This window comes from Psychrobacter sp. 1176_08 (assembly GCF_052850615.1).
In genome coordinates, this window is the sequence record NZ_VXCU01000002.1 from 294,660 (window position 1) to 317,044 (window position 22,385).

18 protein-coding genes are annotated in these 22,385 nt (G+C 42.9%); 16 read left to right on the plus strand and 2 right to left on the minus strand.

The genetic code is table 11. The annotated features are described in order from the left end of the window. The first annotated feature begins 348 nt into the window (after positions 1 to 348). From FW759_RS03880 to FW759_RS03915, 8 genes are all read left to right on the plus strand, one after another. Positions 349 to 672, plus strand: coding sequence for an H-NS histone family protein (locus FW759_RS03880; RefSeq protein ID WP_062845289.1), 324 nt, complete (start codon positions 349 to 351; stop codon positions 670 to 672). Positions 673 to 914: 242 nt separating this feature from the next. Next, positions 915 to 1,739, plus strand: a complete 825-nt coding sequence (gene gspN, locus FW759_RS03885; RefSeq protein WP_446442247.1) for a type II secretion system protein N — start codon at positions 915 to 917, stop codon at positions 1,737 to 1,739. Then, on the plus strand, positions 1,740 to 2,636 hold the full coding sequence (locus FW759_RS03890) for a type II secretion system protein N (RefSeq protein ID WP_446442248.1): 897 nt from the start codon (positions 1,740 to 1,742) through the stop codon (positions 2,634 to 2,636). It begins immediately after the preceding gene. A 143-nt stretch (positions 2,637 to 2,779) separates the two neighbouring features. Further along, positions 2,780 to 5,029 carry a type II secretion system secretin GspD gene (gene gspD / locus FW759_RS03895; protein WP_446442249.1) on the plus strand — a complete coding sequence of 750 codons (2,250 nt, stop codon included), beginning with the start codon at positions 2,780 to 2,782 and terminating at the stop codon, positions 5,027 to 5,029. Positions 5,030 to 5,280: 251 nt separating this feature from the next. Beyond that, entirely contained in the window at positions 5,281 to 5,436 is a 156-nt protein-coding gene (locus FW759_RS03900; protein ID WP_446442250.1) for a hypothetical protein, read from the plus strand. Positions 5,437 to 5,628: 192 nt separating this feature from the next. Next, on the plus strand, positions 5,629 to 6,621 hold the full coding sequence (locus FW759_RS03905) for a TatD family hydrolase (RefSeq protein ID WP_446442251.1): 993 nt from the start codon (positions 5,629 to 5,631) through the stop codon (positions 6,619 to 6,621). Positions 6,622 to 6,706: 85 nt separating this feature from the next. Beyond that, complete coding sequence (locus FW759_RS03910) at positions 6,707 to 7,588, plus strand: tRNA threonylcarbamoyladenosine dehydratase (protein WP_446442252.1); 882 nt, start codon at positions 6,707 to 6,709, stop codon at positions 7,586 to 7,588. A 21-nt stretch (positions 7,589 to 7,609) separates the two neighbouring features. Continuing rightward, entirely contained in the window at positions 7,610 to 9,358 is a 1,749-nt protein-coding gene (locus FW759_RS03915) for an ATP-binding protein (RefSeq protein ID WP_446442253.1), read from the plus strand. A 290-nt stretch (positions 9,359 to 9,648) separates the two neighbouring features. Here FW759_RS03915 and efp read toward each other — a convergent pair whose 3' ends face one another. Then, positions 9,649 to 10,221 carry an elongation factor P gene (efp, locus tag FW759_RS03920; protein WP_062845283.1) on the minus strand — a complete coding sequence of 191 codons (573 nt, stop codon included), beginning with the start codon at positions 10,219 to 10,221 and terminating at the stop codon, positions 9,649 to 9,651. Positions 10,222 to 10,378: 157 nt separating this feature from the next. Between efp and epmB the strand changes: the two genes are divergently transcribed. The 8 genes from epmB (at position 10,379) to FW759_RS03960 (ending at position 21,334) form a co-directional block, all read left to right on the plus strand. Beyond that, entirely contained in the window at positions 10,379 to 11,386 is a 1,008-nt protein-coding gene (epmB, locus tag FW759_RS03925; RefSeq protein ID WP_446442254.1) for an EF-P beta-lysylation protein EpmB, read from the plus strand. Positions 11,387 to 11,733: 347 nt separating this feature from the next. After that, positions 11,734 to 13,572: a hypothetical protein gene (locus FW759_RS03930; RefSeq protein WP_446442255.1), complete on the plus strand. Its 1,839-nt coding sequence runs from the start codon at positions 11,734 to 11,736 to the stop codon at positions 13,570 to 13,572. Between the two features lie 331 nt (positions 13,573 to 13,903). Continuing rightward, the gene (locus tag FW759_RS03935) at positions 13,904 to 15,991 is read left to right on the plus strand and encodes an EAL domain-containing protein (protein WP_446442256.1); all 2,088 of its coding nucleotides are present in this window, start codon (positions 13,904 to 13,906) and stop codon (positions 15,989 to 15,991) included. Between the two features lie 191 nt (positions 15,992 to 16,182). Next, positions 16,183 to 16,647: a c-type cytochrome gene (locus FW759_RS03940; protein WP_131392595.1), complete on the plus strand. Its 465-nt coding sequence runs from the start codon at positions 16,183 to 16,185 to the stop codon at positions 16,645 to 16,647. Positions 16,648 to 16,688: 41 nt separating this feature from the next. Continuing rightward, positions 16,689 to 17,651, plus strand: coding sequence for an AAA family ATPase (locus FW759_RS03945; RefSeq protein WP_257011746.1), 963 nt, complete (start codon positions 16,689 to 16,691; stop codon positions 17,649 to 17,651). Between the two features lie 84 nt (positions 17,652 to 17,735). Beyond that, positions 17,736 to 18,773, plus strand: a complete 1,038-nt coding sequence (locus tag FW759_RS03950) for a hypothetical protein (RefSeq protein ID WP_446442257.1) — start codon at positions 17,736 to 17,738, stop codon at positions 18,771 to 18,773. Continuing rightward, the gene (locus FW759_RS03955) at positions 18,770 to 21,034 is read left to right on the plus strand and encodes a transglutaminase family protein (RefSeq protein ID WP_446442258.1); all 2,265 of its coding nucleotides are present in this window, start codon (positions 18,770 to 18,772) and stop codon (positions 21,032 to 21,034) included. Before FW759_RS03950 ends, FW759_RS03955 begins: the two co-directional genes overlap by 4 nt. A 27-nt stretch (positions 21,035 to 21,061) precedes the next feature. After that, a complete protein-coding gene (locus FW759_RS03960) occupies positions 21,062 to 21,334 on the plus strand; it encodes a DUF4031 domain-containing protein (protein ID WP_443527584.1) in 273 nt (90 codons plus the stop codon). A 7-nt stretch (positions 21,335 to 21,341) separates the two neighbouring features. On the opposite strand, the gene FW759_RS03965 is transcribed toward FW759_RS03960, so the two are convergent. Then, on the minus strand, positions 21,342 to 22,208 hold the full coding sequence (locus FW759_RS03965; RefSeq protein WP_446442259.1) for a LysR family transcriptional regulator: 867 nt from the start codon (positions 22,206 to 22,208) through the stop codon (positions 21,342 to 21,344). Positions 22,209 to 22,385 lie beyond the last annotated feature (177 nt).

Consider the following 22,385-nt stretch of genomic DNA (forward strand, 5'->3'; position numbering starts at 1 on the left):
TAGAGGTTTTTTATAGATTTATGTTTATTTTATTATAAATAAACTATTTAAAATTAGAGAAAAATCATGCTTGCCAAGTACTGATTTATAAAAATTTATTTTATTTACTTATGTTTGCTTTTTAATATTTTTGTTATATGGTCATAATAGTGCGCTATTGATTTATGATAAGTTTTTGTTTATATTGACGAGCATCATAAAAATGATAATTAATAATTTTTATATATTTAATATTTTAGTGGTTTATTCATTCTTTTAGAAATGAATGAATAATTATTTATCAGTGCTTAATAGCGATTAATATATCTATTAAGTTGATCTTTATTTTATTTTACAGTTGGATTTATTATGAGCAAGAATAACGTAATCGACTTGGACAACCTAAATGTAGATGAGCTACGCGCCATCACAGAAAACGCTCAGCAACTTATTGCCAAAAAGCAACATCAGCGTTTGTATGATGCTTATATGCAGTTCGAGAAAATTTCAGAAGACAGCAATGCGACTATCGAAGAGATTTTGAAAGCGGGCGAAAAGCTAGAGAAAAAGCGCAGTATCAAATATCGTAACGCAGATAACAATGAAGAGACTTGGACAGGACGTGGTCGTAAGCCAACTTGGTTGGTTGAAGCGTTAACGGCAGGTCGTGATCTCGAAGATTTTGCAGTGTAATAGATAATATTGATGCCATCACTTAGGTAGTCATAGGCTACCTTATCTATAAAATCAATGGACACAGCTTAGGTGTAACCAGTAAATTTTATTGTACGCAGTGATAGCGTTTATAATAGACGAAGCCAGTATCTTTATTGCCAGTATTTTGGCAAAAAAGATACTGGCTTTTTTTCTGTCATCTGTATGCCATTGTTTGTTATGATAATGACATTTTCGTCTCATAGAAGAGTTATGCCACTGTGCCCCAAGTTTCTGCATCGTCTCATAAGCGTCCTCGCAAGTTATGGTGGCTGGTTGGGATCATATTGTTTGCACTATTTGCTATCTTGCAGATGCCAGCATCGTGGCTACTAGAGAAGTATGCGCCTGATACGCCTTATGTGCAGCACGTGTCTGGTAACTTATGGCAAGGCTCAGTTATTTGGCAAATGCCTGTGTCAGCGATACCACTCACAGGGACGGCAAAATGGTCATGGCAGCCGTGGCACCTATTATTGGGCAAGTTAGGTGCTGAGGTTGATATTCAAGCAGACCAAACCCGCTTAAACGGACAAGTAAAAGTAGGGGTCAACTCGTGGCAAGTTGATAATATGAGCGGTAAAATAGCACCTGAAACGCTAGCCAGTGTGGTTGATTGGCAGTTGCCCAATACACCCATTCAAGTCAACAACGTATCATTGCAACTTCAGTCTGGCTCAAGTGCAGCAGACAATGAGTCTAATAAGGCACTAGCTGGATTTACTCAAGCGGACGGTCAGTTGACATGGGTTGGCGGTGAAGTTGGCTATCCGAGCGGCGGTAAGATTTTTTATATTACCATGCCAGTGATGCGAGCTGAGCTGAGTGCCGAGCAGAAAAACAATCAGAACCTGCTGCATATCAATTTGCTCAATAACCAAGATAAGCGTTTGGGTGACTTATATGTTGATGGCGATATGATGTTAGATGTCAGTTTGACCCAGCGTCTATTAGAAAATATGCCTGAGTATAAGGGGCAAGCACCGCAAGATACACCAGTCGTCAGCGTACGTCAGCCACTATCGGCTGGACTGGGGATGCCCTAAATGATGAATGTGTCTGCGAACTTCAAGCCTGTTATTAAAACTCTCAATCGCTTCTCGGGTTGGTTGCTATTATTGACCATCGCTTGGTTGTGCTGGACAGCCGCGCGATTATTGTGGCTATTATTAGCGCCACCATTAGCGCCTTCATTGCCGTTAGCGACTTTGCAAAACACGTCTAGTGCCAACACTGATTCTGGTAGTGTATTCGCTATTTTCGCTGAGCCTGATCCCATTGCTGCTGCCGTACAGCCACCACCCAATATTGGTCTGAAAGGCGTATTACTGGCCATACCGGAGAGCCTGTCTTCAGCCATGCTGGATGTTAACGGTGAAGTAAAAAACTATCGCATTGGCGATCGCTTAAAAGACAGTGGCTATACTTTAATTGCAGTCGACTGGAATGAGATTGTCATTGCCGATGCAAATGAAAAACAAACCGTCATTCAGATGCCAGAAGCCATGCCATTAGACCAAAGTGATATGATAGCAGGCGGCATTAGCAATCAGCGTTTGCCGAATAATAACATGCTGCCTACCACGCCTCAGCCTATGGAGAATATGACGCCTGAAGCCCCCGAAACGGGTGAGACAACCAGTCCGCAATCTGCGATAGAAGAAGCCGTTACGGCATTACAGGATAATCCTGCCAGTTATCTGAGCAGAATGGGTGTCATGGCATCTGGTGAGAGCTATCAAGTGACGGCAGCGATGCCTGCTAAATTGCGTAATCGTCTAGGCCTTGAGCCAGGCGATCAAGTGTTGACGGTCAATGGTCAGAGCGTGGGTAGCAATCCTGCACAAGATGCTGGTGTGCTCCAACAGATACAGCAATCGGGCGAGGCGCAGATAGAAGTGCGCCGCGGTGAGCAAGTGATTACGATTCGTCAGCAGTTTTAGAGAAATGCAATGATATTAAGTATCCTATTTAAAAGAAACAAGACTTTGATTAGTGCTATTGTAAGCCACCTGCTAAGGGATCACTTTTAGCACACAATAAGGTTAGTACATCCTAAGCGACATCATTTTGGGTAAACATGAATATGGTAAGTTCTCGTAATTTTTCAGTCACGCCTTTGCACCATGTATTACAGCGTTTGATGCGCCTGTGTCGTCCACTTTGCATTGCAGTGCCACTATGGGCTGCTGGTACTGGTCTTGCAAGTGCTGAAAGCTGGAAGGTCAACTTACAAGATGCTGATATCAAAGCTTTTATCAATGAAGTTGCGACCATCACTGACCAGAACTTTGTTCTTGATCCCCGTATCAATGGTAATGTGACAGTGATCTCTAACAAAGCCTTATCACGGGATGAAATTTATCAGCTGTTTTTGAGTGTGATGCAAGTCAATGGGGTAGCGGCAATTGATTCGGGTACGACCATCAAATTGGTGCCAGACAATGTTGCCAAACAATCTGGCGTGGCCGTAGATTTGCGTGGTAATAGTGTCGGCGAGACGCTAGCAACGCGCGTTATTTATTTGACCAACACCCAAGCAGCAGAAGTGCTGGGCGTTATTCGACCATTAATGCCACAATCTGCCCATGCGGCTGCTGTACCAGGCGTCAATGCTTTGGTCTTGTCCGATCGTGCTGACAGTCTCAACCAATTAACAGCGCTTATTCGCGATTTAGACAGCAATGTTAATGACAGTTTGCACGTGATACCGTTACGCCATGTCGATGCCGAACGCATGATGGACTTAATCAGCTCGCTAGTGATGACAACGGGCGGTGGGCAAGCACAAGGCAGTAGCAACCAGCTTAAGGTTATTGCTGATGCGTCGAGTGACCGACTGTTGGTTAAGGGCAGTCCTGAAATGATTGCCAAAGTACAAGAAATGGTCAATCAGTTAGATACCACGCCATCAAGGCGTTTGAGTGGGTTGCGTGTTTTTCGATTAAAGTATGCCAGTGCGTCTCATATTGCAGAAATGCTACGTGGGTTACTTGCCAATCAATCCATCAATAGCGCTGGGGCAGCTTCTTCATTAGAATCAGCATCATTGAATGATACGCCTAGTACAGGCGCTGCATTAACTGGCGAGACGGGTGGTATCAATACCAGTGCCGCCAATTCAATTGCTGCTAGCCCAAGTTCAAGTGGAGGCAGTGGTTCGGATGTGGGTGGTCGACCCTTTAGTATCATCGCGGATGAAACTCAAAATGCGGTCATCGTCAATGCCGCACCTGAGCTGATGTTTGAAATTGAAGACGCCGTTAATCAACTAGACAATCGCCGTGCGCAAGTCTTAATTCAAGCCGCTATCGTAGAAGTGTCTGGTGATGATGCGACCCAGCTTGGGGTACAGTGGGCACTTGGTAACGCCAATAGTGGCTATGGTGTGGTTAACTTTAACAATGTGGGCGCAAGTGCCGCTTCGCTTGCCGCGGCCGCTTTATCTGGTGGTGGATCAGCGGGTATCAGTGCAGCAGCAGGTTCGATAGCAGGTGCTCTGATTGGTATTGGCGATAGTAGCAAAGACAGTCGAGGAAATACCCAGTTTTATGGGGCTATCTTGCAAGCGCTTGATTCCTCTACCAGTGCAAATCTGCTGTCTATGCCGTCTATTCTGACATTAGATAATGAAAAGGCCAGTATTCTAGTTGGTCAAAACGTGCCGTTTGTGACAGGTTCTTTCACTACCAGCGGCAATAACTCAAATAACCCCTTCCAGACCATCGATCGCCAAGACATTGGTATTAATCTGAACGTTATTCCGCATATTGGGGATAATGGCACGGTACGGTTGGAAGTCTCACAAGAAGTGTCATCAGTTGTACCAGGCAGCACAGGCAATGCTAGCGGCTTAATTACTAATAAAAGCCTCATCAATACGACCATCTTAGCCGATGATCAACAGACCATTGCGCTAGGGGGACTTATGCGCGATAACACCACCACGCGTCAACAAAAAGTACCGGGTTTGGGTAATGTACCAGTCATTGGTCGATTATTTCGCTCTGACAATGATTCCACTCAAAAAAGCAATTTGATTATATTTTTACAGCCAACCATCCTTCGTGATGGCGGCGCAGTCGCTAGCGTTACAGAACGCAAGTTCAATCAGATGCGTGTACTACAGCTAGTCATTGACAAGAACGGCACTATCAAACAATTACCGTTGAGTGGTACAGAAGGGTGGAATGGTGATGTCAGTGCAGATTACGAACTAATGCCACTAAACCCCCTTGTCCCTAAGCGAGATCAAACACCACGGGCAGCACCTCAGGGTTTTACCAAAGTAGATGCGCCAAGCACGGGCATAACAACCTATCCTCTAAATCGATAAGCATGCACCATACGGTTTTTCATAACGCGTATATAAAATGACAATGTCTTAATTTTATCTCTTAAATGTACGGCTTATTTAACTCATAATATTCCGTACATTAGCTTGCGTATTCATAACATAGAAAAACATAGCGATTCTTATATCTTAGTATACTAAATAGTATTTAAATACTATTCTATTTAAATACTTGGTGTAAATCGTTGTAGATAAAATTTACAGACTATTATGGGCATATAAAGGTCATGGTAATGGAAATCAGAAATGTTAAAAAATGGGTTACGTTAGCGGGTGCTGCGACAGCATTATTGATCGTCCCAAGACGTAGTAGTCAGAAAGCCAGTATAAAGCCTTCTATTGAACTTGCCGAAAAGAAAAACGGTAAGAAAACTGCCGAACACGATTAAATAATTACGATATACTGCTAAAAATAGGTAGCCATTTATTTTTATTTGTGAAAATATATTATATTGATAATAAAATAATTATTTATAGATAGTTTTCTATTTAATGTTTCTAAAAGATAATAAATAATGAAGTATTCGGTTAAAAAATAAAAAATTTGGAGTCTATGAATGACTCTTGTAGGTTTTTCTACTATGTCTAAAATGAATGAAACTAATTCCTATCCACTAATTGATACTCATACACATTTTGATGCACCAGTGTTTGATGAGGATAGGGCGCTGCTCACACAAAAAGCTTATGAGAATGGCGTCCAGCATTTGATATTGGTCGGCTACTTGTATCGGTATTTTGAACGTATGTACAAGACCAGGCAACGCTATAGTAATCAACCGAACAATAAAGAGCAGATCAAAACGCTATCACCGCGCTCTACGCAACAAGACGTTAGTCAGGATGAGGCAAGTACCAATATTTATATTGCTTTGGGCTTGCATCCTTTTTATATTGAGCAGCATAGCGATGCCCACCTTGAAGATATGGCAAAAATGGTTGCTAAAGATCGACCCATAGCGATTGGAGAGATTGGGTTAGATACGTTTACCGCGGCCATGAAGGTGCCAGAGGTTTACGCCAAGCAGGAGCGGTTTTTTAAAGCGCAATTGGATATCGCAGTAGCACATCAGTTACCAGTGATGTTGCACATTCGTAAAGCACACGCAGAAGCATTGGCGATATTAAAGGCGCATGATTATAACGCCCATAAGCTTGGTGGTATTGCCCATAGTTTTAGTGGCGGTGTACAAGAAGCAAAAGCATTTGTAAAACTGGGCTTTAAACTTGGTGTGACGGGACAGGTAACCAATCCTAACGCCAAAAAATTGCGCTCAGCAATTCAAGCTGCTGTTCAAGAGTATGGCATTGAGTGCTTGGTGATTGAGACAGATTGTCCAGATATGATACCTGTTATGTGCCGGACAACGATAAAAGAGTCATCAACACTTGAGCAAGGCTTACAGCAAAAAGACAGTAGTGCACCTATTCAAGATAGAAATGTACCAAGTAACCTACCATGGGTACTAAAAAGCTTGAGTAAGTTACTCGATATTTCATCTGATGTGCTTGCTAAGCAGTTATGGTCTAACAGTTGCGCAGCTTTACAAATGACATGGAATTATCCAAAATGAGTGATAGTACTATTAATGGTTGTCGCTAATCGTTAAAGTAATTGTAAAGAATAACTGCGTTAATATAAGAGAGTATATAATTGGTATGAGTGAAACACGACAATTTGAGCCATTACTGACAGTGCCTGTCGCTACTGAGAGTGCCGTTATAGAAGACGTTGGTGAAGCCAATAGTGATCAATATGATCGTCGTTTTCAGGGTACAAAAACGCTTTATGGACAGTCGTCAGTTGATATATTTGCAGCCTCCCATGTTTATATTATTGGTGTAGGGGGGGTCGGTACTTGGGCAGCAGAAGCCTTGGCTCGAACGGCAGTAGGTACTATTACTTTAATTGATTTGGACGTATTGGTCGCCTCAAACGTTAATCGGCAGCTGCCAGCATTGAACAGTACCTTTGGCCAAAGTAAAATTGCAGCGATGGCATCACGTATGCGCGAGATCAATCCCAAAGTGACCTTAAATTTAATAGATGACTTCTTGACAGTAGATAATGTAGAAACGCTATTGCCAAGCCGTCAAGACGCAAAAACAGCTGCTGCTCAGGGTAAGCCTATTGTGGTGTTAGACTGTGTAGACGATATGAATGCTAAATTGGCCATTGCCCTTCATTGCCGTTTTAATAAGCTCAAGCTGGTTTGTGCAGGTGGAGCAGGTGGTAAAATTGACCCAAGTCAAATTAGAGTCAGTGATTTACGTGAGAGTTATCAAGATCCATTACTGGCCAAACTACGCAACAAGCTCCGTCACGAAAAAGGTATCAACAGTACACTAAAAGAAAAATTCGGTATCAAGTGTGTTTATTCTACAGAGCCCCCTCGCGTGGATAAGAGCTGTCAGACAGGTGGACTGCACTGCGGTGGTTATGGCTCAGCAGTGGTTGTCACATCGGTGGTAGCGATGATAATGGTAAGCGAAGCATTACAATTGCTGATAGCACAGGCAAACATAAAATCGGGTGTCTGATATTATTTAAGGGAGTCTATCTTGTCTATACTTAACTCACCTAGACACAGTTACCCAGTGGCGGTAGATGAGGCAGAGCGTATCAATAAGCTGAAAAAATACCAAGTGCTCAATGACAATGATGAGCCAGCATTTAGACGCCTTATTGATCTTGCAGGGCTGTTTTTTGATATGCCTATCATTACTATTGCCTTCATGGATGAGGAGACGCAGTATCTAAAATCAGCTCATGGACTTGGGGGTATTTGCCGGACACCACGTGAGATATCTATTTGTAATTATACGATGCTGTCTGATGAAGTCTTTATTGTGCCAGATTTGGCTCAAGACAGGCGTTTTAGCCAAAATCCATTGGTGACAGAAACGCCTTATTTACGATTTTATGCTGGCGCGCCCATTATTTTGCATGAAGATAATATTACCTATCGTTTAGGCTCTTTATGCGTAATGGATACGAAGCCTAATCATAGCTTTGACGAACAACAGGCAAAGATATTGGCTCAATTTGCAATGATAGCTGCAGATGCCTTGCAACTACAGGACAAGCAGCGTGATGCCAAACGTGCCAATGAGATTAAATCAGACTTTTTGGCCAATATGAGCCATGAAATCCGTACACCGATGAACGGTATTATTGGTATGGTGGAGATGCTAGGCGACACGGATCTTAGTGTTGAACAGCAAGAATATATAAATAATATTAAAGTGTCTAATGAACACTTGATGTCAATCATCAATGGTATTCTAGACTTATCCAAAGTAGAGTCTGGAAAAATGACAATTGACACGGTACCAGTCAATTTATCGGCTTTATGCAATGAAGTTGTCAGTCTCTTTGCGATTAAAGCGCGTCAACGTGGATTAATTTTGGATTATCATTATACAGAGTCGTTATCGCCTTATATAAAGGGAGACCCTGTCCGCCTTAAACAAATTTTGGCGAATCTTGTCAATAACGCAATTAAGTTTACGCGTGAAGGTGGGCGCGTGAGTATCGATGTTAAGCATTTGTTAAACTGCGATGATGAAGACATAGATACAAACACGGACTCCGACGATGTCATGACACTGTGTATTGAAGTAAAAGATACGGGCGTTGGGATCAAAGCAGATTCGTTAGAAGCAATATTTGATGCCTATGATCAAGCAAATAAGTTCACACATCGCCTTTATGGTGGAACTGGTCTTGGACTCTCTGTCTGTAAGTCTTTAGTCGGCTTAATGGGTGGTTACATCGAGGTAGATAGTGAAGTTGGTGTGGGTACTACGTTTAGCGTCTTGCTGCCTTTGACTATCATAAGTGCAAACCAGTACGAGACGTGGCAAGCGTCAAACGACTTTACTTTGATTGAACCCAGTCATGAACGAGCCGGTCATATCTTATTGGTAGAGGATGATACAGTGAATGCCATTATCGCCAAAAAGGCTTTGACCAATAGTGGGCATATGGTCACACATGTCACAGATGGACAGCAAGCTATTGATATGTTTGCTTTATTCCCTAACCGCTACGATGTGATTTTGATGGATCATCATATGCCTATCTTGGATGGCGTACAGGCCACCATCAAACTGCATGAGCTGTATGATCCTAAGTCACTGCCGCCTATTATTGCTTTGACTGCCAATGCGATGGATGGTGAACGCGAAAAGTACTTAAAGGTTGGTATGCAAGATTATTGTACCAAGCCTTTTAAACAAGAACAGCTCAATGCATTGGTCCAGTATTGGCTTATCCAAAAGCAGCTAGATGAAGACGAAGAAGAATAATGTTTTAACATTAGCTAATGATGAGAGCTGCAAACGTATATCATGAGATGATTCTGTTGATTGCTATAGAGAATTTATAGACACAGCAGTAATGATCATTATAAATACAAAAAAGCTGAACCGCTTTATAAGGGGTTCAGCTTTTTTATGGAAAAATAAATAGTGACTGTCTTATAGAAATCCATGGTTTTGAGACAATGCTCTCAAAACGATGCTCTTGAAACAATGTTTTGACCGCTATCTATCTTTTGTAGATATTAAGCTTTATATACGCTGGGCTTCATAAATACTTAGTTGACACGAGTTTGGTAGTCACCAGTACGGGTATCAACACGTACCACTTCACCTTGCTGCACAAATAATGGCACACGTACCACAGCACCAGTTTCTAGCTTAGCAGGTTTACCGCCACCGCCTGAGGTATCACCGCGTACACCAGGATCGGTTTCAGTGATTTGTAGCTCAACAAAGTTAGGCGGAGTGACTGACAAAGGCGCGCCATTGAACAAAGTAATGGTACATAATGCATTACTGTTCTCTTTTAGCCATTGTGGGGCATCACCAATGGCGCTTTTATCCGCTTGGATTTGCTCAAAGCTTTCAGGGTGCATGAAATGCCAAAACTCACCATCGTTATATAGATAGTTCATTTCCGTATCCATCACATCAGCGGCTTCTAAGCTGTCACCTGATTTGAACGTTTGCTCTAACACTTTACCACTACGAAGATTACGCAACTTGACGCGGTTAAAGGCTTGACCTTTACCAGGTTTGACAAACTCGTTTTCAAGAATGGCGCATGGATTGCCATCGAGCATAACTTTTAGACCAGCTTTAAATTCATTAGTAGAAAAACTTGCCACAAGAGACTCCTAGGGGTTGTAAATATGATGATAAGTAGCGCTTACTGTACAAAAAGCTGCTGTTACGCCAAGTGCTTAAAGGGTAACGGGTATACTTTGATAGGGTACACCTTAAAGGCGTATAATACCGCCTTTTAGGCACAGATAGTAGGCTGTCATGATAAACCATTTAATCACACAAAAAAACTGGCAAACGCAATTATCCGAAGCCATTACGTCCATCGATGAGCTATTACATCTCTTAAAGCTTGAATCATTACGTGCAGATGTCTATGTGCCTAAGCATTTTGAGCTACGCGTGCCGCGTGATTTTGTGGCAAAAATGAGAGTTGGTGATCGCAATGATCCTTTATTAAAACAAGTATTGCCAGATCAGCGTGAACAAATGAAAGTAACAGGCTATGTGGCTGACCCATTAAGTGAAAATACGCAAAACCCAGTCAAAGGTATGCTACATAAATACCAGTCAAGGGTGTTATTGACCATTACGGGTGCTTGTGCGATTCATTGTCGTTATTGCTTCCGCCAACATTTTGACTATAGTGCCAATATGCCCACAGCGGATGCAAAAGAAAACATCGTCAACTATATCACGGCGCATCCTGACATTAATGAGGTAATCTTGAGTGGTGGGGATCCATTAAACGTCACAAACAGGCGTTTATTCGCTTGGTTAGATACGCTAGAGTCCATACCGCAATTGACTACCATTCGGTTGCATACTCGCTTACCGTTGGTGATTCCAGCCCGTCTAGATGAAGCATTACTAGGAAGGTTGTCCCAAAGTCGCTGCCATATTGTGATGGTGATTCATTGTAACCATGCCAATGAAATTGATGCATTTACCTCGGAGCAGTTGCAACGCGTTCGTAGCGCAGGAATTACTTTATTAAACCAAGCTGTCCTATTAGCAGGAATTAATGATAGCATCGAGGTACAAAAAAAATTAAGTCAACGTTTGTTTTCCGCAGGTGTTTTGCCTTATTATCTGCATGTACTAGACAAAGTTGCTGGCGCAGCTCACTTTGATAGTGACGAGCAGACGGCAGTTGAGCTTTATTGGTCGCTGTTAGCAGTGCTACCAGGTTATCTTGTACCAAAGTTGGTCAGAGAGCTACCAAATAGGCGCTTTAAGGTACCAATCGATATTTACAATAGATCGTAATGTAAACACGGTAGTTTATTAAAAAACGTATAAAAAAATAATGATTGTGGTAGCGTAGGAGAGTCATTGTTTTTGAATGCATTTTCTATTTTAATTATCAGTTTTATATGTGATTTATAAAGGTTGGCTGGCAGGTGTTTTTGATGGTTTTAACGTAGGATATTTAGGGATGATCAGATATAGACATTCATTTCATCCAGCCAAAACCAGCTCGGTTTGTGACAAGTAAAATAGTGTTAGGTATTGGATGATACGCAGATACTGTCTGCGATTCTATTGAAGTTCGATTAAAATCTGTCTTATTTTATGGAAAAAATGAGGCCATACCCTAGTTCTTAGGAATACCGATGATAACTTTATCAACGTTTCAAGAATATCTGTCTTCTAAAAAGTCCATTTCTCAAGCGCAGCCACCTTCTATGAGTCAATCGGCCAATGGTCAAGAGCACTATTTGCTCAAACTGTTGGCAACTTTGCCTTCTCAAACGCCTATACAGCAAGCAGAACAGCTAGAAAAGATACTCACCGTATTACGTGAGGTCAATATCAAGGAGCAACAACGTCTCAAACTACTAGCGCAAGTGATAGATGCCTCAGATCAACTCATTGCCACGCTAAGACAACACTATATTTATGAGACTGGTGCGCTAAATGACGTGCCGTTGTCTCATATGGATCAGGTAAAGTCATTATATTATCTCATTATTATGGCTTATGACAGAGTGATACATGATAAGCAAGCATTGCTACAAAACCGGAAGAAGCCTCCTTCTAGCAAAGTCTGGAAACGATATTTCAAGGTTAGTAATGATTCATCGGTATTGCTTGCTACTGCTATTTATCAGACGTTGTTAATGTACCAAAAATTACTGGGCGAAGAGGTGATCTGTTATCAAAAACCATCACCTTATTTGTGGTACAAAACTAATCGGTTATATGCTCTTGCTCATCAACATCACGTGTTGACTGTTAATCATATTGAGACTACAGGCAGTTTGCGTGCCAGTAATATACATCAATTGTATTGTCAAATTTGTCTGCACAGTTTGTTAAATATGCGTGCCATGCAACGCCAGACTGTTTTGCTTGTCCAACGCTTATTGCCTGAATGGGGCAAATATATTGTTGCAACGATAGAGCCAAAAACTGAGACACGGGTATTCGTTGATTTACATAGTGATAAGCCGCCTGCCTATTTAACGGCCAACTCTGATATCAATCCTTATGAAGATCACCATCATTGCTTGTTTATAGAGCTTGGACCATTGCTCGCGTATTTTGAAGCACGCGTGCAAGCTTTGATTGTAGAGGGTAGTGAAGGCGCTGAATGCTATTTGTTAAATAAACTATCGATGACAATGAGGTATCGATATTTGCAAACACCGCTCACACCAGCGACCAAATATGTTATCAAAAAAGAAGCTGTACTAATCACGGGCTTCAATAATATTCATTATCGCGTTAGTGGGTCACAAAGTTTTGCCAATCTGATTGCTGTGAATGATTTGCCAGAGGAGCAGCGCCCTCGCTATGAGACAGGCAAACATAAGCGGGGCGGCGATGAAACCGTCATTCACGAGATTTTAAGTAATAGTGACACGTCTTTATTTCGCAGATTACAATTGGTATTCCCAGCAGATCATTCGCAGGCGACAAATAAAGAAGCTATATTAAATAAAGACACCATATCAAACTATGGTGAGATAGTGACAGATAGTGGCATTGCCCAGCTTAAAGAGTTGCCCAATCAAGAAGGCGTTGATCTAGGCATTGTTGACCCTAAGTGGACGATGACAGCACCGCTATTAGTATCTACTATGAGTCTTTTTTTAATTTGTCGTTCTGATAGAAATGCATCAACTGATTGGTCAATAGGCGTGGCACGCTGGTTGAATCCTGATGACAAAAACCTAGAAGTTGAGTGGCAGGTGCTTGGACATGCAGTCGTTGCTTGCGGCATACGTTTGGAAGGTAGAGAAACGCGCAGTCAACATTTTGTACCAGCATTTATCCTTGGTGGGGATGAGCAGCTGCAAACGGCAGGTACACTAATAGTACCAACCGCTTACTTCCAACCGCATGACAGAGTAACGATGCGTATCAACAATAAACAAACGCCTTTGCGTTTGGAAAAAAGAGTATTATTCACGGATGAATTTAGCCAGTATGAGATAGTAAAAATATAACTGGCTTGTTTTATCATAAAAATAGAGACGCAGACATGTGTAAAAATTATTACTTATATTTTTATTTAAATAGTCTGACTAAACAATGAAGCGGGTAAGTTAACCTGCAACCCATTAAATTATTGTCTATAATGACGATGATGGTTACCCTAATCTATGTGATACCTTTGGCTCCTGAGCCTGACATTTTAAATCAAAAAAATATCAGAATCATAAAAGCCGCTAAGCCCATTCTTGATAGTACGTTCTATATGATTGTATTTTTGGAAAAGGTGTATGGTATCTAACGTCCGATATGAAAATAACATCACAAGATTCAAAAGGCTTCTTTATGCGCACTCAATCCATCTTAAATCTATTAGTCATCGATGATGACCAGCTTTATGCTGAACGTCTCGTAAGTTTACTAGAGGGGTATTATGACACCGTAAATTTGGGATTTTTGGATGACAAAGAGGAGTTTTTGAAGGCGTTACGGCAGCCTTGGGACACTTTGGTATTCGGTAAAGCTTATGATATGAGCTTTACGGATGCGGTAGGCATCATCCAAGAGCAAGGCGTAGATCTGCCCATGATTTGCCTACTGACCGAAGAGGTGTCAGCGACAGCCAATAACGAGCAAGGTTTGCCTAGCGTTATCAGTGGCATCATGGTGAAAGCGCTGCGAGCTGATCAAGAAATGGCAGTGGTGATGTCTATTTGTTTGCAGCACGATAATTTGCGCAGTCGCCGCGAACTCAAAAATTTACGGCATGTCATCTCTGAAGCGGAGCAGCGCGCCAATGTATTGATCAAAAACTCTAAAAGTGCGGTTGCTTATATCGATCAAGGGGTTCATATTTTCGCTAACGACCCTTATCTCCAGCTTTTCGGCTTTAATTCAATGAGTGAGGCTATCGGTGTGCCCATTATTGATCTGATTGCAGGCGGCGATAACGTTAAAGGTTTTAAACAATTTTTACGTCAATTTGATAAAGGCAGTCGGCAAGAAGTAGAGTTTAAGTTTGAAAGTGTGCGTACAGACGGTAGCACCTTTGAAGCAAAGTTGCAGCTGGCGGCAGCGACTTTAGAAGGCGAGCCTGTGACTCAGGTTATTATCCAACAAAACCACAATAATAGTGCAGAAGTGGCTAAGCGTTTAGCGGCCGCTGAGCGTCAGGACAGTTTGACTGGGATTGATAACCGCCGCGGTTTTGAAGAGCAAATAGAAATCGTATACCAGCAGGCGCAGCAAGGGTTACTGACCGCAGCATTATTATATGTTCAGCTGGATAATGTCGGTAAAATTAGTAGCAGTTTGGGATTGCAAGGTATCGATGCGACCGTCAAACAGGTGGCTTATACATTGGATGAGATGGTGTCAGATGGGTATGTGAGTCGTTTTAGCGATACCGCTTTTACTATATTGGTAGAGAATAAGACAACGTCAGAGTTAGAAGATCTGGCAGAAAATATCGGTTCTCGAATTGGCGATATGCTGATTGAAGTAGATAAGCGTACGATCAGTACCACCGTCAGTATTGGTATTACCAAGATAGAAAGAAATACCGCAGAACCTGCTATCTTACTAGAACGTGCGATACATGCCATTAGTCAAATCATGATAGAAACTTCCAATCATGGTGGTACGTATCATCTGTACGATCCAAGCGAGCATGCCAATAGTGACGATCATGCCCTTGCTGAGTCATTGATTGATGCCATTGCCAACAACCGCTTTGAGCTGTCGTTCCAGCCGATATACGACATCAATCATGATCGCAGTGACTTTTTTGAAGTATACCTACGTCTGCCATTAGCAGATGCAGACAATACAGTATTGACCCCTGATCAATTCATGGCTGTTGCCAAGTCACACAAATTGCTCGAAAAAATAGATCGTTGGGTATTGATCAATGCTTGCAAAAAAATCAATGACATTCGCAAAGTCAGTTCTCAGGCCAGATTGCTTATACAATTGACCAGTGCCTCTTTAATCGATAAGAAGTTACCGGATATTGTGAGTCAACTTATAAAAGCAGTAGGGGGTGCTTCTGGTATGCTGACCATACAGTTTGTTGAAAACGATATCTCAGACCATTTGACCTTAGCAAAAAATCAGTTCATCGCTCTAAATCAAGTTGGTTGTCAGATTGGCATCAATAATTTTGGTTCTTCTGCCAAGTCGGTAGAAATTGTCAGCTTTGTGCAGCCTGATATGGTACGTTTGGCTCATAACTATGTAGAAGGTATTGAGTCAGCGGAAAACCTAGAAGCGGTCAAATCTCTTATTGGTCGTACCAATGAGGTTAAGGTTGATGTACTCATGCCTTATATTGAAGATGCAGCAACGATGTCCGTTGCATGGAGTGTGGGTGCGCGCTATTTACAAGGTTATTATTTAGAAGAGCCGAGCACCACGATTAAGCTTGCGAGTTAACGGTTTTTTTATTTGCTTATGGTCTAGATTATCGTGACGCTATGAGCATTTTCTATTGATATGAATGCCTATAGACAACGCTATGTGTTTATAGGCGACTATGATTGACTTGATACTATTTATATTTACTCCTACGTTGTAGCCGATAGTATTTATCGTAGCTGACACCCTTCAACCAAAGATTGTTAAAAATGCCTATCTCTAGTAAATGTTACATCAGTGGTCTTTTTTCTGCCATTTTATTACTGACTGCGTGCGACCATACACCACCTGACCACCGCGCCCCTGTCACATTACCTGTGTATACCAAAGGTGATGCACGTAAAGGGGCTACCATCTATAAAGAAGCTTGTGGCCAATGTCATCAGCTCAATGCAGGTCTCAACAAAAAAGGCCCGCAGTTGATGAATATATACGGTGCACCAGCTGCTCAGTTAAAAGATTATACTTACAGTGAAGGTTTGGCGCAGTCCGGTTGGGTATGGAATGCAGAAACGCTAGATCCCTATATTGCTGATGCCCAAAAAGCGATGCCAAATTCAAAAATGCTCTCAGATCCTATGCCAGATATCAAAGAGCGTACTGATTTGATCGCATATTTATCAACGCTTCGCGCCGCAGCACCAGTAGTAGAAAATAATAAAAACAACTCCTGATCTACCATACTATCCCTATAAAAATGAGCCAATACATTACTATGACCGATTCAGCGACCGACTATCTTCACAATCAGCAGAAAATTGCACAGATGATGATACAGTTAAACCAAATTGTGCTGGATAAGCCGCAAGCAGTCAAACTGGCGCTCAGTGGCATATTGGCAGGTGGGCACATATTACTGCAAGACTTGCCAGGTATGGGAAAGACGACTCTGGCACAAGGGTTGGCACAACTGCTGGGATTGAGTTTTAGTCGAGTTCAGTTCACCAACGATATGTTGCCAGCAGATATTTTAGGGATGAGTATCTACGATCAAAGCAAACAAAAATTTGAGTTTAGATCAGGACCTATTTTTACGCAACTGTTACTTGCTGATGAAATCAATCGCTCTAGCCCTAAAACACAAAGCGCGCTGTTAGAAGCGATGGAAGAGCGACAAGTCACGCAAGACGGGCAAACTTATCGCTTACCGCAGCCCTTTTTTGTGATTGCAACGCAAAACCCTTTACAGCAAGCGGGCGTATACCCTTTGCCAGAGTCGCAGCTTGATCGGTTCTTGTTGTGCTTATCACTAGGGTATCCTTCTCCTACAGCGGAGCGTGAGCTGTTAAAAGGTCAGGACCGCCGTGAGCTGTTAAAAGATTTGGATGCTATGCTTGATACAGAGACTGTGATATTGGCTCAGCAAGGGGTCAAACAAGTTTATGTTGCTGATGTGGTCTTGGACTATCTACAGCGTTTGGTGGCAAAAACTCGCTCAAGCCAAGAGTATCACGGTCTCTCACCACGTGGCGTATTGTCGTTACAGCGTGCGGCTCAAGCCCATGCATATGTCTCTGGTCATATGGAGATAACACCTGAAGACATCCAAGCGGTGTTTGCCGCAGTCACTGATCATCGTTTGGGTCAGCGTTTTATACCAGCCCATGTGACAGGTGGGGGACAAGCGCCGCTGACTATCGCTCAACGTATCTTGGCAGAAGTGCCTGTTATTGCCTAAAAGCCTATTTAGCAAAAATGACTATTCAAAATGTTTGCTGAATGCTCGTAATTCTTTTAATTCTATGGTGAGGATAGGGCAACTATGCGCCTTTTGCCAAAAGCCTTAACGGCTCCTATCACGTCGATATTACGCCGTTGGTTTGACGCGCGGGCACCCAAAAGTGATAGCGCAACACTCAATTTACGTAATATCTATATCTTTTTTAGCCGTGAAGGCTTGTTGTTTGCAGTCTTACTAATCATCACTTTCATTGCTGGTATCAACTATGGCAACAATTTGGTACTAGGACTGTGTTTTTATCTTGTGAGCATTTGGTTGATTAGCTTTCATGTGACGTTTGCGCACATCTCAGGATTAAAAGTGGTTCTACTAGAAGTGACGATGACAGAAGCAGGTACGCCTGCTTGGGTCACATTGCAACTACGTAGTGATAGTAGGCAACCAAGGCGGCAGCTATTATTTGGTTTTGAGCAATCCGATAAAGAAACCATAAAATCTACGGACAAAAAAAGCCAAAACAACCATGAGGGTCAGCATTCTGTACTGGTCACTCAGCTTCAAGGCGAGCAAACAATTCGCCTGCCTGTTCAGACAGATTTTCGCGGCGTGCTTGAACTGCCACGATTAACCATCAAAACGGTATATCCTTTAGGTATCATGCGCGCATGGTCTTATGTGTATTTTGCCCGCACCGCTTGGGTGTATCCGAAGCCAGAAGTATTTGATTGGCAAACGTACTATTCAGAAGCAAGTCTAGAAGATTTGCCAACAGGTGGGCAGTATCGACAAGGTCAAGATGAGTTTGAGCGTCTCGATAACTACCGAGAAGGGGAGTCGCTTGCGCGTGTGTCTTGGGGGCATGTTGCGCGCGGTCAAGGTATGTTTACCAAGCATTTTTCTGATCCTGTCGGTCATGAGCAAACTTTAGACTATATGGATATGCCGGCCGCACACCATGAACAAAAGCTTTCACAGCTGGCCTATGGCGCGATGGCACTGGGTCAATTGGGCGTGCCGTTTAGAATGCGCTTACCACATGATGCGCCCTCGGCAACCCCACTTGGTGAAGGCGACAACTTTGCGCAAACGTGCTTACTCAGATTGGCGAAAGCACCATGACGGATTCTCAACGCTTAGCTAAGCGCTCTTCGGTTCACTCGTCTACAGATAGCGTAAACGCTGCCAGTTTTGAGTATTTGGCCGTAGGTCGGTATATTGATACTCAGGATAATCTTGTCAATAGCAATAAATGGTACCGCAAATTATTGGCGTTGCCAGCCTATTATTGGGTATTACTGGCTCAAGTCATTGTTGTTTTGCCTCATGCCGCTCACTTGCCATTGTGGTTGATAGGCTTTGCCGTCGTCAGTATTTGTGCTCAGTTGCCAAACATAAAGGCGCGATTTAAAGAGAGACGGCATCTAAAGCGGGTGTATCAAGGCATGCAAATGCTGGGTTTCTTGCTGGGATTGGCAGGGTTGTGGCTGACTTACAATACCGCATTTGGACTGGATATGGGGGTGGCGTTTTTGGTGCTGTGCCTCGTTAGTAAGCTGTGGGAGTTATATAAGCGCCGTGATGCGTATGTATTATTAAATCTATCCTTGTTTGTGCTTGCTGCGCTATTTTTGATGGATCAAGGGTTGGTAACGACGCTAGAAGTGGTCATTGGCGTGATTGTCGTGTTATTGGCATTTATTGCGCTCAATGATGATGGCAATGCTCGCGGTGACGGTCGTCTGCGTACGCTCGGCGTTTTGGGTATTGGGGCATTGCCGCTATTGGTTGTGCTGTTTTTGTTTTTTCCTCGGCTGCCACCTTTATGGTCAGTGCAGCTATCAAGTGGACAGGCGACCACTGGCGTGTCCGACAGCATGTCGCCGGGTGATTTTGCCAATTTGGGACAATCCACTGAATTGGCTTTTCGAGTAGAATTTGCGGATAATCGTCCACCGCAGCAGGAGCTGTATTGGCGAGGATTGGTGTTTAGTGATTTTGACGGTGTGACTTGGCGGCCAAGCCTGCAACAAAGACAATGGCGAGCGTCACCGCAAATGCCGACTTGGATTGAAAATGCCTTTGCCACGGTGCCTGACGCAGCAAAACAGTCACCTACAAATTATACGGTAGTTTTAGAGCCTACTCAGCAAAACTGGCTATTTGGACTTGATTATCCTTTTACTCAGCAGCAAGACATCAGTGTGACATCAAATTTTACCTTACGAAAAGATGAGCCCGTTACTCAGCAGCTGCGTTATGAAACTCTACAATTCACGCCAATGCAGATCGACTCTATTTTGACTGATGAACTGCGGCAACTCAATCTTGCATTGCCAGCTGAGGGTAACCCCAAAGCGCGGGCATTGGCCAAGGAGTTACTTGTACAGTCGGGGTCAGATCCTATTCGTTATATGAATGCTATCGAGCGCTGGATCAATCAAACCGAATTTCGCTATACGCTATCACCGCCGCGATTGAATGATGATCGCATTGATGAGTTTTTATTCGACACCAAAGCGGGGTTTTGTGAGCATTATTCCTCAAGCTTTACTTTTATGTTGCGAGCCGCAGGGATTCCAGCGCGGGTCGTGGCTGGATATCAAGGTGGCGAGCTGAGCCGCGGTGGCAATGTCTGGGAAGTGCGACAAAAAGATGCCCATGCTTGGACTGAAGTTTGGCTTGAAGGCCAAGGTTGGGTAAGGGTTGATCCAACAAGCTTTGTCGCGCCTGAACGCGTAGAGCAGGGGATGAATGCGATAACAGAGTCACGAGGCGCGGCCATGTTTGGTGATGGCGCTGGTGCTCAAATCAGTTATCAGCAGTATCAGATGCTACAAGCCTTGCGGCGCTTATCCGATCAGGCCAGTTACTACTGGCAAAAAGATGTGGTTGGTTATGACCAAGATAAGCAGGCCGATTCGCTATTGAAATGGTTTAATATTCGCTCAGTCATGGGGCAGATTATTTGGTTGGCAACCAGCGCTGTTGTTGTGATGGCTGTCTTGGTATTGCTGATTTGGCAGCGCCGCCGTAAACGCTGGCATCCAGCAGACAGGCCATTGGCTCAGCTCTCAAAGCGTTTGAGTAAACGCGATAAGTTGCTGGCACGAGCAGAGGATGAAGGTCCGCTTTCTTGGCTTGATCGTGTGACAGCAACGATGGATGGTCAACAGAATCAGGTACATACGCAGACTGATACTAATCACCATCATCAGCCGATAAATAGAGTGGATTTAGACACGCTACAAGCAAAAATTACGTCTATTAAGCAAGATTATCGACAGCTGCGCTATGGACGATTGAGTACATTAGATCATAGTCATGCTGAATACCAACACGTACTGGCGCAGTTAAAAAAGAACGTGCGAGAATTGTTTTAACAGTTTGAAAGATAAGAGGGGTAAGTCATGGCGATATATGTGGACTTTGTATGTATAGAGTTTAGAGGCCATAAATGGTGTCATATGCTGGCCGATACCTTACAAGAATTGCATGAGTTTGCGGCATTGATTGACGTGGACAAGCGCCTGTTTCATCGTAACGCCAGCTATCCTCACTATGATGTGACGGTACAAATGCGAGAAACTGCAATCGAGTACGGCGCACTGCCTGCCGATAGAAGAAAAATTATTGAATGCGCGAAGAAGCTAAAAATAGAATTACATAGTAATGTAACTTAATGGCATTTTAAGCCAAATGTGCTGCTAAATAATCCACGAGCAGCCTGATTTTTGGCGATAGATGACGGTTGTGCGGATAAATGGCCCAAATACTTTCTTCAGGTTCTCTATGGCTGTCCAATATACTAACGAGCTCGCCTGATGCCAAATATTTTTGTACATAATAGTCAGGTAACTGGACAATACCTAGACTTTTTAATGCCGCATCAACCAAGCCATGACCGCTGTTATATTGCACGGTTCCTGTTACCTGTAGATTTTTTTCTTCGCCTTTTTCAACAAAATGCCAATAATCGCGTGTGCCTAATAGACAATTATGCTGACCAAGATCCTTTAACGTACGCGGCACACCGTATTGGCTAAGATAAGCTGGTGTTGCACAGACAAAGTTGGTGCGACGACTGAGTTTTTTTGCCATCATCATCGAATCGCTTAATTTACCAATCCGAATGGCCAAATCATAACCACCCTCAACCAAGTCTATTTTTTGATTACTCAAAAAAGCAGTCACTTCGATATCAGGATACTGCACCATAAAATCATTGAGTAGCGGGACTATTTGTTGTTCGCCATAAGTCACAGGAGCCGTCAGTTTGATCCGACCTTGCGGCTTTGATTGCAAATTACTGACTGCTTGCTCGGCGGCGTCCAAGCCATCGAGCACACCGCGACAATGCTGATAAAACACGCGGCCTTCTTCTGAGAGAGATACTTTGCGCGTTGTGCGGTACAGAAGTTTAATGTTCAGGCGCTTCTCCAGCGCACTGATCTGTCGACTGACTTGCGCGGTGGATATTCCAAGCTCTTTTGCCGCACGCGTAAAACTCTCGTACTCTGCCACATAAACGAATTCGCTAATACCATCCCAACGCATGATTATTACCTGTGTGTAAAAGATATTTGCAAATATAGCATATTGTTATCGTTACAGAAAAAACTATAATGGTCATTATCATGGCAAAGAGAACAAATCCATTGCCTCGCCGCTTGCCTACACTGGGTGAGCAAGATAAGCTAGCGGAATGATCATTTGAATCAGTCAGTATAGGTA